The 13294-nt window shown below is 74.6% G+C and carries 10 protein-coding genes and 1 pseudogene; 1 reads left to right on the top strand and 10 read right to left on the bottom strand.

Going from position 1 to position 13294, the window contains the following annotated elements; genetic code table 11:
* Nucleotides 1-114: 114 nt before the first annotated feature.
* The 5 genes from ABZY44_RS07885 to ABZY44_RS07865 all read right to left on the bottom strand — a co-directional run bounded on the left by ABZY44_RS07885 (nt 115) and on the right by ABZY44_RS07865 (nt 5889).
* Nucleotides 115-282, bottom strand: a complete 168-nt coding sequence (locus ABZY44_RS07885) for a hypothetical protein (protein WP_356651061.1) — start codon at nt 280-282, stop codon at nt 115-117.
* A gap of 131 nt (nt 283-413) precedes the next feature.
* Nucleotides 414-2513: a SpoIIE family protein phosphatase gene (locus ABZY44_RS07880; protein ID WP_356651216.1), complete on the bottom strand. Its 2100-nt coding sequence runs from the start codon at nt 2511-2513 to the stop codon at nt 414-416.
* Nucleotides 2514-2527: 14 nt separating this feature from the next.
* Nucleotides 2528-2917 carry a hypothetical protein gene (locus ABZY44_RS07875; RefSeq protein ID WP_356651059.1) on the bottom strand — a complete coding sequence of 130 codons (390 nt, stop codon included), beginning with the start codon at nt 2915-2917 and terminating at the stop codon, nt 2528-2530.
* 12 nt (nt 2918-2929) lie between these two features.
* Nucleotides 2930-4195 carry an NAD(P)-binding domain-containing protein gene (locus tag ABZY44_RS07870; protein WP_356651057.1) on the bottom strand — a complete coding sequence of 422 codons (1266 nt, stop codon included), beginning with the start codon at nt 4193-4195 and terminating at the stop codon, nt 2930-2932.
* A gap of 239 nt (nt 4196-4434) precedes the next feature.
* The gene (locus tag ABZY44_RS07865) at nt 4435-5889 is read right to left on the bottom strand and encodes an ATP-grasp domain-containing protein (protein WP_356651055.1); all 1455 of its coding nucleotides are present in this window, start codon (nt 5887-5889) and stop codon (nt 4435-4437) included.
* A 270-nt stretch (nt 5890-6159) separates the two neighbouring features.
* Here ABZY44_RS07865 and ABZY44_RS07860 point away from each other — a divergent pair.
* Nucleotides 6160-7191 (top strand): annotated as a pseudogene (locus tag ABZY44_RS07860) (glycosyl hydrolase); the annotation flags it as partial.
* A 437-nt stretch (nt 7192-7628) separates the two neighbouring features.
* On the opposite strand, the gene ABZY44_RS07855 reads toward ABZY44_RS07860, so the two are convergent.
* The 5 genes from ABZY44_RS07855 to ABZY44_RS07835 all read right to left on the bottom strand — a co-directional run.
* Entirely contained in the window at nt 7629-8771 is a 1143-nt protein-coding gene (locus ABZY44_RS07855) for a GNAT family N-acetyltransferase (protein ID WP_356651053.1), read from the bottom strand.
* Nucleotides 8768-9460: a lipopolysaccharide biosynthesis protein gene (locus ABZY44_RS07850; RefSeq protein WP_356651051.1), complete on the bottom strand. Its 693-nt coding sequence runs from the start codon at nt 9458-9460 to the stop codon at nt 8768-8770. The genes ABZY44_RS07855 and ABZY44_RS07850 overlap by 4 nt, the downstream gene beginning before the upstream one ends.
* Nucleotides 9461-9531: 71 nt before the next feature.
* On the bottom strand, nt 9532-10848 hold the full coding sequence (locus tag ABZY44_RS07845; RefSeq protein ID WP_356651049.1) for a glycosyltransferase: 1317 nt from the start codon (nt 10846-10848) through the stop codon (nt 9532-9534).
* Nucleotides 10845-11621, bottom strand: coding sequence for a polysaccharide deacetylase family protein (locus tag ABZY44_RS07840; RefSeq protein ID WP_356651047.1), 777 nt, complete (start codon nt 11619-11621; stop codon nt 10845-10847). Before ABZY44_RS07840 ends, ABZY44_RS07845 begins: the two co-directional genes overlap by 4 nt.
* On the bottom strand, nt 11611-13294 hold a 1684-nt coding region (locus ABZY44_RS07835), incomplete at its 5' end, for a lipid II flippase MurJ (RefSeq protein WP_356651045.1). The genes ABZY44_RS07840 and ABZY44_RS07835, both read right to left, overlap by 11 nt.

Below are 13294 nucleotides of genomic sequence, written 5' to 3'. Positions count from 1 at the left end.
GCGTCGGCGCGTCGGCGGGCCGCTGGGGGCCAGTGGCGTCCGCGGCGCCCGGCGCGGGCGCGGGCGCGGGTTCCGGAGGCGGCCGGACGCCCGGGCGTCCGCGGTGTCTTGGCGTCAGCGGCACTCGGGCGCGACGCCCGTCATCGACATGAAGGCCACCGTCTGGCACCCCGGGTCGGCGTGCGGGCGCCCGGTCGTCCAGTCCACCACCTTCGGAACCCCGGCGGCGAACAGCAGCAGCGCCAGGACGCCCGTCACGGCGCCCCTGTTCAGTCGGCGCACGGCGGAACCCGCAGCACGCGCACCACCGGCAGGACCCGCGGGACCCGCAGGACCACAAGAATCCGTTCCTGTTCCATGGACCGCATCTTCGCCCCGCCCCGCGCAGTCCACAACTCGGCGTGAGCCGTCGGTCACGGTGCGCTGCGCGCCGCGTGGCCCGCCGCGTCGAACTCGCACCACACCGCCTTGCCGTCGCCCCGGGACTCCACGCCCCAGTGCGTGGCCAGCGCGTCCACCAGCAGGAGTCCCCGTCCGGTGGTCGCCGACTCCCCCGGCGTGCGCCGCCGCGGCCACACGCTGGAGCGGTCCTTGACCCAGAGCCTGATCCGCCGGACGGGCTCGGGCAGCACCTCCATCGTCAGCACCGCTCCGCCCTCCGTGTGCAGGAGGGCGTTGACCAGCAGCTCTCCCGCCGCCAGCTCCACGTCGTCGGCGAGCTCCGGCATGCCCCAGTCGCGCAGCGCCTGCCGCAGGGCGTAGCGGGCCTCGGAGAGCCCTTCGGGGTCCGCCTGGTGGACGTACTGGTGGATGCGCGGGGCCCGGTGGGTGCCCGGGTCGGGGGCCCGGCGCAGCACCAGCAGGGCCACGTCGTCTCCGGAGCCCCAGCGCTCCCACAGCCGGTCCGAGAGGTGGTCGGCGAGCGCCCCGGCCTCCTGGGGGCCGCTGCGGACCGCGTGGGCGAGGGCGTCCATGCCCTGGGTGATGGCGGTCCCGGGCTCCTCCACGAGGCCGTCGGTGCACAGCACGAGGGTCTCGCCGGGGACCAGGTCCAGCCGGGTCTCGGGGAACTCCTCCTGCTCGAAGACCGTGGCCAACCCGAGCGGGAGGCCGCCGCGCACGTTGGGCCAGCCCGTTCGCCCGTCCGTGTGCCGGATCAGCGGTCCGAGGTGGCCCGCGCGGACCGCCCGCACTCCTCCGCTCTCCAGGTCCACCTGCGCGTACATGCAGGTCGCGAACCGTTCGGTGTCGAGCTCGGCGAGGAAGCGCGAGGCGCGGGCCAGCACCGTGGACGGGGGATGGCCCTCGCCCGCGTAGGCGCGCAGCGCGATGCGCAACTGGCCCATGATGGCGGCGGCGTGCGTGTCGTGGCCCTGTACGTCGCCCACCACGATCCCGACGCGGTCGCGGGGCAGCGAGATCACGTCGTACCAGTCCCCGCCGACCTCGCGCCCGCTCCAGGCCGAGTGGTAGCGCACGGCGATCTCCCCGCCGGTGATCTCGGGGATCCGGCGCGGGAGCATGGCGGCCTGCAGCATCGTGGCGAACTCGCGCTCCTGGTCGAAGAGCAGCGCCCGCTGGAGCGACTGCGCGACGATGCCGGCCAGGCCGAGGCAGAGGTTGCGCTCCTCGGGGCTGAACTCGGTGCGCCGCCGGTAGAAGAGCACCAGCCCGCCGATGGACTTGGCCTGGGCGATGAGCGGCAGGTACGCGGCGGCGTCGTACTGGATGCGGTTGAGGTAGTCGGAGAGCAGCGGGAACTCGCCGGAGAGCTCGGCGAGCGAGGTGACGAAACGTGCCTTCCTGGTGAGCACCGCCTGCGACAGCGGCAACGAGCCGTCCAGCCGGGTGAACTTCCGCTCGCTGAGGATCTCCAGGGACTCCCCGCTCAGCGCGATGATCTTTATGGTGCCGCCCTCGACCAGGCCCAGCGCCAGGCCGTCCGCGCCGAGCCGTTCCAGCGCGCCCGCGCCCGTCAGGGTGGCCGTGACGTCGTCGACCGTCACCGCCCGCGACAGGGCCTCCGTGGTCCGCTGCACGATCGTGGCCTGCTGGGCGCGCGCCGACTCCAGCTTGCGCAGCACCGTGAGGTGGGCGAGCTCCGCCGTGGCGTCCCGGACGATGCCGAGGATCCGCACGGGCCGGCCGTCACCGTCCCGCACCACCCGGCCCTGCGTGTGCGTCCACTGGTCGCGGCCGTCGCGCCGCTGCACCGTGAAGTACTGGCCGTACGTCTCCTCCCCGCTCTCCAGCGCCGCCAGCACGGTGTCCGCGAGCCGCGCGCCGTCGTCGGGCGGGATCCGCAGTCCCAGGCCCTCGGGGGTGTGGTCGAACTCTTCCGGCTCCAGGTCGAAGACCGTCATGCCCGCCTCGTCCAGCACCAGCGTCCCGGCGACGAGGTCCCACTCGAAGCTGCCCATGCCGTTGAGCGCGAGCCGCTCGCCGGGGCCGGTGAGGGGGCTTGTGGACCTCTGCGCATCCGGTCTCTTGTCGCGTCGCTCCGCCGCTGCCACGAGACTCACACCACCTAACGGCCGGGCCAGCACGGCTGGGAAATGAGCCGCTCCCACTCTTCGTCAGGATGCCCCGGAAGGGTGCGTCCGGCCTCTCGCCAGCGGGTGACGAGGGAGAGGTAGATCGCCGTCGCGGGGTCGTACGGGGCCTGCGGGTACCGGCCGCTCCCGTACGCGGCCTGCTGCCCGTACGAGGGCTGGCCGTACGAGGGCTGGCCGTACGCCGCCTGCTGCCCGTACGAGGGCTGCGCGTACGGGGACTGCCCGTACGGGGCGTGGGGATGCGGGTACGGGGCAGCCTGCGGAGGCTGGTGCGGGGGCCCCGGCCTCGTCGTGGCGGGCTGTTCCCCGCGGCTGGCCGGAATCCTCACCCAGCCGCGGCCCTGTGCTCGCTCATCGCTCATCACGGACCCCTCTCACACTCTGTGCCCGGCCGCCGGTGCCCGGTCGGCCCGGGTCGCATCGCCGGAACCCGCCAGCGGGCCCCGCGCGCCCAGACGCCTGCGGACTCCTGCCACCAGTCTCCCCGCCGTGAAGCCGGCGCCGTGCACGAATCGCATGGAAGGGCCGAACGAGGGAGCCGTCAGCAGCCCCGCGAAGAACAGCCCCGGCCACGAGGACTCGAAGCCGGGGCCCAGCTCCGGCGTCCCGCTCTCCGCGACGGTCCTCAGCGCGGCCCGCAGTCCCGCGTCGAGCAGGTCCAGACGGGCCAGGTCCGGGGTGAACCCGGTCGCCGCGATCACATGAGCGGTGTCCAGTACGACGGACTCGCCGGCCGCGGTGGTCAGCCCGAGCCGGGTCCGCTCGCCGGCCGCGACCGCCCGGTGCAGCCGGTGCCCGAGCAGGACGGGGACCCGCCGCTCGAAGCGCTCGCGCAGCCACCAGGCTCCGGCGGGGCCCAGCGCGGTCGCCGCGATCCGCTCCCGGGTGGGCGCGGGCAGCCTGCGCACCGCCCAGGGCAGCTCCGACCAGGCCCAGCTGCGCCAGCCGGTGCCCAGTCCGCTGTGCGGCTCGCGCAGGGCGCGCAGCGGGGGCCGCCGCAGCGGCTGCGGCACCGTGTTCCAGTTCAGCCGGGAGCGGCGGGCCACCAGGCACGGCCGGGCCCCCTGCTCGGCGAGCAGGGCCGCGGTCTCGAGGGCCGCCTGCCCGGCGCCGAGCACGGCGACCTCGCGGCCGGCGAAGCGGGTCAGGTCGCGGTGGCCGGTGCTGTGCGAGTAGTGGGCCGGGGGCAGCTCCCGGAGCGCGTCGGGGTACCGGACGAAGGGCATGACGCCCACGGCCAGCGCCACCGTCCGGGCGAGCAGGGGCGGCCCCTCGGCGGTGCGGACGCGGAATCCGTCGCCTTGCGGGGTGACTTCGGTGACGGTCGCCTCCTCCACCGGGGGTGCGGCATGGCGGGCGAACCAAAGCCCGTACGCACTGAACGTCCCGATGGGCAGCGGAGTTCCGTGTTCGGCCGCGATCCCGCGGCTTTCGCAGTACTCGGCCAGGGTGTAACGCCCGCCGGGCGCCGAGAGGTTGGAGGCCCACGGCTCCGACTTCAGGTACATGCCCTCGGGCATGTGATCCCGCCAGGAGGCCATGGGCCGCCCGAGCACCCGCACCCCGAGCCCCGCACCGGCGGCATGGGCGGCGATCGACAGCCCGTACGGGCCCGCTCCGATGACCACAAGGTCGTCCATCCGCGTCACCGCTGTCCCTCCAGTCACATGGCCCTCCCCGGCTTCTCCGATTTCTCGGACGTCTCGCACTTCTCGGACCACGTCGACCCCGGCCCGTCATCCCGTCACCCGTCGCCCGTCACCGGTCACCGGTCACCGGTCACCGGTCACCGGTGCGACCGGCTCCGCCCGACCACGTCACCGGGCCGACCGGGTCCAGGTCACCGCGTCACCGCGTCACCGGCCCGACCGGCTCCGCTTCACCGCGTCACCAGCTCGTCCGGCTCCGCGGGAGCCTCCGGCGGGCTGGGCCGCGAGGCACCCGGGCCGCCGGCCGCCGCCGCCCCCGCCGGCAGGTCGCCGCCGCGCTGGCGCGGTGCCCTCGCCACCGCCCGGGCCGTGCGGCGGCCCTGGGCGGGGACCCCGCGCAGCGCCCTCGCGGCCTTGCCCGCACCCCGCCCCAGGAAGGCGGCGAGCATCGCGAGGAACGGCCGCAGGTCGTCGGCGGCGAACCAGGCCGCCTCCACCCGCCCCCGCTCCCCGCGCGGCAGCGCCCGTACGGACCGGTCGGCGTCGGCGTCGGCTCCGGGACCGGCGACGGCTCCGGCGGCCGCCGCAGCGGGCACGGCCGGGGCGCGGCGCGGGAGGGAGCGGGAGCGGACGGCCGACAGCAGCGCGTAGTTCTCCGCCACGAAGACCCGTCCCGGCCCGCCCGAGGGTTCGGGGACCCGCTGGCCCGTCAGGTCCAGGTACATCGCCTGGACCACGTCCAGGCCCGCCGCGTCGGTGAAGAGCCGGAACTGCGCCCCCGGACGGGGGTTGAAGTCCACCAGCCGGAAGACGCCGCGCTCGTCGCGGCGGAAGTCCAGGTCGAGGATCCCGTGGTAGGCCAGCCGCTCGGCGAGGCGCAGTCCGGCCTCCTCCACCGCCGGATCCGGCAGCCACCGCCCGACCGCCGTGAGCCCGGTCCGCACCGGCCAGGACATCTCCTTGCGGCCCGACCCGGCGATGAGCGGGTGGCCGCCCCGGCTGAACGCTCCGTGGAAGAACCAGTCGGTGTCCGGCCCGGCCGGCAGGAACCGCTGGAGCAGCAGTCGGCTCCCCGCCTCCGCCGAGCGCTCGTACAGCCTCCGTGCCTCGGCGGCCGAGTGGACCAGGGTGGTGCTGCGCAGGTCCGTGCCCGAGGGCAGCAGCCAGGGCCGGCTCCACTTGGCGATCACCGGCAGGCCCAGGCGCCACGCGGCCTCCGCCGCCTCGGCCCCGCCGGCCGGGATCACGGTCTCCGGGTGCGGGACGTCCCAGCGGGCGCACAGCCGGGACAGCTCGGCCTTGTCCGCCACCCGCGCGGGCAGGTTGTCGGGCTGATGGGGGATCCGGAAACGGTCCGTCAGTATCGGTGCGACCCGGGACACCGCGATCGCGCTCAGGTCGTCCATCGCGATGAGCACGGCCGGGCGGCCGATCCGCTCGGAGACCCCGGTCAGGCACTCCAACAGCGCTTCGGGCGCCTCGGGGTCGAGTCCGCCGGACGGCCCGGGGTGCGCGGCGCGCAGGTAGCGCGAACGCCCCATGGGACCTCCCCCGGACTCGACGACGGCATGGACCTCCACGCCCTTGCGCCCGAGCGATCTGACGGCGCCGAGGGTTCCGTGGTGGAACGGATTCCGATCGAGTCTGAGCAGCACTGCGGGCACTTGGTTGGGATGCGCGTGCATGAGAACGGTGTCTTTCACCTAGTCGGACCAAGCGGGGAGGATGCGCACCTGCGAATGGCCTAGGCGGACGTCACCGGACAGGCCATTCGTCAGATCTGATGTCTAACGTCTCTCGTAAGCACACCGGTTCAGGAAAGCTCGGGAGAAGCCATGGCCAGACCACGCCGCCGACTGGCGAGCACCTGCATCGGCACGGTGACGGCCGGGCTGCTCGCCACCGGGGCCGCCCTCGCGGCCCCCGAGGAACAGGGCGCGGGCTCCGACATCGCCATGGGCGCCTATCTCGACTACGGGCCGCCGGGAGTGGCCCGGATCCCGTTCCTGTCGCGCTGGCTGGGCGGCAGGGAGATCCGGGTCGGGCACACCTATCTGCCCGGTGACCGCTGGTCCGGCATCGAGGGCAACGTCGACTTCCTGGAGGACTGGGCCGACTGGCGGCTCGACGGGGACGACCGGATGTTCGTCCTCAACGTGCCGATGCAGGAGCGCAACGAGGCCCGGGTCCCGGACTACCAGGTGGCCCAGCTGATCCGGGCGGGCGCGGACGGCCAGTACGACCGGCACTTCAGGAAGCTCGCCGAGCGACTGGTGGCGCTGGACGTCCCGGACACCGTGATCGTGCTCGGCTGGGAGATGAACGGGACCACCTACACCCACCGCTGCGGACCCGATCCGGAGAACTGGAAGGCGTACTGGAAGCGCGTCGTCAACACGATGCGCGCGGTGCCCGGCCAGAAGTTCAAGTTCGATTTCACCCCGAACCGCGGCACGGACGCGATCGGCTGGACCAAGTGCTACCCGGGCGACGACGTGGTCGACATCGTCGGAATGGATTCGTACGACCAGGCTCCCGGCCGGAGCTTCGACGAGCAGATCAGCCAGCCGTACGGGCTCCAGCAGCACGTGGACTTCGCGAAGGCACACGGCAAGCGGATCTCGTTCCCGGAGTGGGGGCTCTTCCGCAACGGGGACAACCCGGAGTACGTGCGGCGCATGCTGAAGTGGATCGAGCAGCAGAAGCCGCTTTACCACACCATCACCGACTACTGCCCGCACGGCGTGTGGCAGTGCAAGCAGAACCCCCAGTCGGCGAAGGTCTTCCGCGACGCACTGACGCCCGAGAAGCCCGGCCCGGTGATCCCGACCCCGGTCGTCCCGACCCCCGTGATTCCGACCCCGGTGGTCCCCACCCCGGTCATCCCGACGCCCGTGGTGCCGAGCCCGCAGATCCCCACACCGGAGATCCCGACGCCGGTCGTCACGCCGCCGCCGATTCCCGTGCCGAGCCCGGCGGCCCCGTCCCCCGAGGTCCCGTCCCCCGAGGTCTCGAGCCCCGTCACCCCGAGTCCCGCCGTCCCCAGCCCGGCCGTCCCCAGCCCCGCCGTCCCCAGCCCGGCCGTCCCGAGCCCGGAGCCCCCGGTGCCGGTCGAACCGAGCCCGGCCCTCCCGTCCCCCGAGGTCAGCCCCGGGGTCCCCGAGGTCCCGGCGAGCCCCGCCCCGACCCCGAGCCCCCTCGTGCCCGACCCCGTCGTCCCGTCCCCCCAGGTCCCGTCCCCGGCCCCCTCGCCGGTCGTGCCGAAGCCCCAGCCCGAGAAGCCGCCCGTCAACAGCACGCAGTGGTGCGTGCCGCTCAACTTCGGCGAGTGGCTTTCCAAGCTGGTCGGCAGGCAGTCGGTCTGCGTCAAGATCGACTGGGGCAGGAACTCCGGTTTCTGGCCCTTCTAGACGGGACGGCGGGGTCATCGGACCCGCAGTTCGTTGAGCCGTGCCCGCCAGTCCCGGGCGGCGGGCAACGCCTCGCGCAGCACGTCCACCGCCCGCTCGCGCCCCGCCACCTGCGACTCGTGCAGCCGCAGCAGGGGTGCGAGCGCGGCCGTGGACAGCAGGAGCCGCTGGTTGACGACCGTCCGGGGCCGCCAGTGGTTCTTGTACGGTTCGCTGCCCCGCAGGAAGCTCACCACCGGGCGGCCCTCGGCGAGCGCGCGGTTGGTCTCGTAGCGCAGCAGCAGCGTCGTCACGTCGACCTTCCGGTCGCGCAGGTCCGGGTCGGCCCCGTAGAGGTAACCGCCGCTGAGCGCGCCCGACAGCAGGGTGAGGTTGGCGGCCACCACCTTCCCGTCGAGCCGGAACTCGGCCAGCCGCCCCTCCCCGGCCCGCACCATCCGCCGGGTCGCCCGGGTCAGGTGCTCGGCGAACCGCGGCTTGAGGTGCTCGGGGGTGACCCCTCGGCCCCGCCACTGCTTCTCGTGCAGCCGCAGCAGCGTCCGTACCGCGCGCGGTACTTCCTGCTCGGTGACCTCGTGCTCCTCGATCCCCGCCGCGTCGCTCTTGCGGAGCTTGGCCCGCACCCGCTGCGCGCCGGAGGACGGCATCCGCTTGACCAGCTCGTCGAAGGGCATGGCCGGCAGCTCCATGCACGTGGAGTCGGTGAGCCTGCTGCCGATCCCGGGCCAGGCCGCGTACACCGCCTCGGCGGCCGCCCCCGGCCGGACCTCGCGCAGGTCGACGACCGCGCCCCGGGCCGCCCGGTGCAGGCCGTGGGCCAGCGCGGGGACGACCTGGCCGGCGTACCGCTCGGCGACCAGCACGTCGAAGTAGTCGGTGATGCCCCCGCCGAGCGGCACGAGCAGCGGCAGCGGCCGGTGCACGAGCATCAGCGCGGCGGCGCCGACCAGCTCCTCCCCGCGCCGCACGAGGACGATCCGCAGCCGGCCGTCCTTGCCGTAGGACAGCCACCAGGAGTGCAGCCAGGCGTGGCTCTGGAAGGGGGTGGCGGTGGGACAGCCGCGGACGAGCCGGTTCCACGGCTCTTCCAGCGCGGCGAACTGCCGGGGGTCGCGGCACAGCGTCACCGACAGGGCCCCGGTGGAGCCCGGAGTCATCGCACGGACTCCTTCTCCTTGGTCTCGCTGTGATCGCCCTGCGCGGGCAGCGAGGCGAACTCACCGAGGGCCGGGACCACGGCGTCCGCGTCCTGCGCCCTGCGGCGCCCGGCGGGCCGGGCCAGCATCCACAGGCCGCCCAGCAGCCCGCCGGCGCACAGCCCGACGGCCCCGCCGAGGGCGGGGGAGGCGGAGGCCGGCTCGGTGGGGGCGACGGCCTGGTTGAAGAGGAGCAGCTGGACGCCGGTGTTCTTCGCGGCCTGGTTGCTGCTCAACGACAGCGCGTCGGCCACCGCGTTGGCGATGTCGGCGGCCTCGGAGGGGCTCTTGGCGGTCCCCGTGATCGCGATCATCGGTGATTCGGGAGAGGTTTCGGCGCGGACCTGCGTGCGCAGCTGCCGTACGCCGATGCCCGCGCGGGGCTGGGCGTAGGCGAGGGTCGAACTGCTGGTGGCGATCCGGGCGTAGGCCTGGGCGAAGCCGAGGGCGGTGGCCGGTTCCGTGGTGTCGTCGGGGACGGCGACCACGTAGCTGGTGGCGGCGTACTCGGGCGCCTTGAGCACCCCGTACGCCCCGCCCGCGGCCAGCCCCAGCAGCGCGGCGACGGGCAACGGCCACCACGCGGGCGGCGGCAGCAGCCGGACCCGGCGGCGGTGGGTGGACTTCTTCTGCTCGGCGGTGTCCGCCATGTGCGTGCCTCTTTCCTGGTGGAGGGGTGGTGGTTTCGGATCCCCGGTACGGGACCCCTGCGGGAGCGCGGTCAGCCGGCCTCGCCGCCCCCCGGCGCCGTCCGCGGCCCGGTCGCCGGCCCCGGCACGGAGGCCGTCTCCAGGCCCGGTACGGGGTCCCTCCCGGCGGCGGCCGCGGGAGGCTGGGGCGCGGGTGTCCGGGAGCCGGTCCCCGGCGACGGCGCCGTGCCGTCGGCACCCGCCGTGCGGCCCCCGGCGGGCGGGGCGGTCGCCACGAGGTCGTAGACCGACAGGAGCTGCCGGGCGCTGCGGGCGATGTCGTAGCGCCGCACCACGGCGGGCGGGGGCAGCCTGCGGGCGCCCGCCTCCATGTGCCCGCGCAGCGCGGCGACCAGTTCCTCGGTGTCCGTGCCGATCCGGCGCGCCCCCGGCGCCTGCGTCGCCGGCAGGTCGTCGATCGCCGGACAGGTGACGTGCAGCACCGGCAGCCCTGCGGCCAGCGCCTCGATCACCGCCAGCCCGAACGCCTCCTCCCGCGACGGGGACACGAAGACGTCCATCGCGGCGAGCAGCGCCGGGATCCCCGGCGTCCGCCCGTCGGCGCTGTCGCCCAGCGGGTCCCGCTCTCCCAGCAGGTGGATCCGGCTCTGCGCCCCCAGTTCGGCGGCCAGCGAGCGCAGCGCGGCCCGCTCCGGGCCGTCCCCGGCCAGCAGCAGGTGCGCGCCCGGCAGCGCCGCCACCGCCCGCACCAGCACGTCGAACCGCTTGCCGGGCACCAGCCGCCCGACCCCGCCGACGACGAACGCCCGCTCGGGCAGGCCGGTCCGGGCCCGGGTGACCCGCCGTACGCCTTCGTCGAAGCGGAAGCGGCGGGCCTCGATGCCGTTCGGCACCACGTGGACGCGCCCGGCCGGTACGCCCCAGCCCTCCAGCCGGGCGGCGACCGTGTCCGACACGGCCACCGTGGCCGCGCCGAGCCGTTCGCTCGCCAGGTACAGCGCCCGTACCCCGCTCGACAGCGGCCGGCCCTCGATCTCTCCGTCGCCCAGGGAGTGTTCGGTGGCCACGACGCGGCCGACTCCGGCGAGCCGGGCCGCGAGGCGCCCGTACACGCAGGCCCGGTACAGGTGGGTGTGCACGAGGTCGTACCGGCCGCGCCGGATGAACCTGACCATCCTCGGCAGCGCCCGCAGGTCCCGGTTGCCGCTCATCCCCAGGTGCGCGACCCGGACCCCGTCCGCGCGCAGCCCCTCCGCCACCGGGCCCGGGTTGGTCAGCGTCAGGACCTCGCACGACATCGGCATGTGCCGCAACAGCAGCCGAAGTTGCTGTTCCGCACCGCCGACGCCCAGGCCGGTGATGATGTGCAGCACCTTGTCCGCGGTCACAGGTGCACCGCCCGCCGGAGCTCCCGCACCCGGTGGCGCAGCTGCTTGATCCCCAGCCGCGGGCCGCCGTCGGCCTGGCTGATGTGCGTACGGGGCAGCGCGTGCGGCCCGGCGAGCCGTCCGGGGTCGATCGCGCAGGCGTACGCGTACCCGGCGTCCTTGGTCGCGGCGACGACGCGGGCGTCGAGGTGCCCGTACGGGTAGCAGAACCCGGCGGGCAGCGTTCCGGTCAGCTCCCGGATCAGCTCGCGGCTGCCCCGCAGTTCCTGCTGCAGCACGTCGTCGGAGGCCGCGGTGAGGTCCTGGTGGAGCAGCCCGTGCGAGCCGACCTCCTGCCCCGCGGCGGCGGCTTCGCGGATGCCTTCGGCGGTGAGCAGGGCCTTGCGGGGGCCGAGCGGGTCCCACACGTTGTCCACGCCGAGACGGCCCGGCAGGACGAAGAGGGTGGCGGTGAAGCCGAAGCGGCGCAGCAGCGGCAGCGCACAGGTCAGGAAGTCGGTGTAGCCGTCGTCGAAGGTCAGGCCGACCAGCCCGGCGCCGCGCCCCGCGGCACGGGCCCGGAGCAGCTCGCCGACGGACACGCCGCGCAGGCCGCGGGAGCGCAGCCACCGCAGCTGGGCCTCCAGCGCGCGCGGGGTGACGGTGATGCCGTACGGGTCCTCGGCGGGATCGGTGAACTCGGCGACGGAGTGGTACATCAGGACCCACGGCGATGCGGTCCGGCGGGCGGGAACCGGCGCGGCGGCGGCCGCCGTATCGGTGTCAGCGGACATTGCGGAACCTCTGGGTGAGCTGGGAGGTGAGGTGAGCGGTGAGCTGGGCGAGCTGCCCGGGCAGGGCGATGATCTCCAGCGCCCGTATGGCCATGCCGGTGGCCCCGAACATGGCCGGGACCAGCAGGCAGCCGAGGGCGGCGCTGACCAGCGGGTCGGGGATCATCGGACCGGCGATCCAGCCGGTGACGCAGGCCGCGACGGCGGCGACCGAGAGCCGGCCGATGCTGATCGCGACCCGGCGGACCTGGATCGCGATGATCCGCGAGCCGAGACCGGTGAGCAGCAGCACGGCGGTGGTGGAGATGCCCGCGGCGTTGGCGGCGGCGATCCCGTAGATGCCCCACCAGCCGACGGCGAAAGCCCCGGCGACGATGTTGACGAGGAGCCCGGCGCCCATCGCGAGCGCCGGGAACCAGGTGGGCCGGGCGGTCGAGAAGAAGGGCCGGGACAGGGCCCCGACGAGGCAGTGACCGAGCAGCCCGAGGCCGTAGACCCGCATGACGGAGGCGGTGGCCTCGGTGTCCTGATGGGTGAAGGCGCCGCGTTCGAAGAGCACTTGGATGATCTGGGGCGCGTACCCGATGACGAGGGCGGTGCCCATGAGGACGGCGAGGGAGGCGAGCGCCAGGTCCTGCTCCACGCGCCGCCGGGCCTTCTCGCGTTCGCCGCCGGCCATGGCCTGGGCGACGACGGGGAAGGTGACGGTGCAGATCATCAGGGACAGCACCATCGGCATCTGCGCGACCTTCTGCGCGTAGTTGAGGTGCGAGATGGCGCCGGACGGCAGCGAGGCGGCGAGGAACCGCTCGACCAGCACCTGCGACTGCCGGAAGACGGCGAAGAAGATGACCGGGGCGATCACCCCGAAGGCGATCAGCGTCGGCCGGTCCCGGTCGCGCTGGCTGCGCGGCGCGCCCTTGGCGCGGGGCGGCCCGAAGCCGACGTTGCGGATGAAGGCGGGCAGTTGGACCAGCGCCATGAGCATCCCGCCGACGGCGACCCCGGCGGCGGCGGCGCGCACCCCCCACAGGGCGTGCAGGGCCACCATGGTCCCGATGATCCCGACGTTGTACGAGACGTAGATGGCGGCGGGCGGGACGAAGGACCGGTGTGCGCGCAGCGCGGCGCTGAAGTAGCCGGCGATCCCGAAGGACAGCACGGTCAGAGCGGTCATCCGGGTGCATTCGACGGCGAGCCCGGGATCCGGCAGTCCGGGGGCGAGCAGGCCCACCACGAGCGGCGCGGCGACGATGAGCACGGACGCCACGGCGGCGAGGAGGACGGCCAGCCGGGGCAGCGTGGCCCCCACGAGCAGGCGTACGGGATCCTGCGCGCGGGCCTCCTTGCGGGTGAGCCCGGCCCGGCTGGCGGCCCGGCGGGCCAGGGCGTGGCTGAACGCGGGCACCATCAGCAGCGCCATGGCGTCCTCGATGAGCAGCGTCGAGGCCATCTCGGGGACGGTCCAGGCGATGAGGAAGGCGTCGCTGTCGTGTCCGGCGCCGAAGAGGTGCGCGATGGTCTGGTCCCGCACCAGCCCGAACACGGCTCCGGCCGCGGTCAGTCCGGCGGTCACGGCGGCCGCCTTGGCCAGTGCGCCCGTCGCGCCGGCGCTGCCGCTCGCCGTGCGGCCCGCCCCGCGGCCCGGGGCCCGCGGGGTCCGGGGGCCCGGC

Source organism: Streptomyces sp. NPDC006544 (assembly GCF_040611715.1).
Lineage (GTDB): Bacteria > Actinomycetota > Actinomycetes > Streptomycetales > Streptomycetaceae > Streptomyces.
This window is presented reverse-complemented; position numbering and strand designations above follow the sequence as displayed.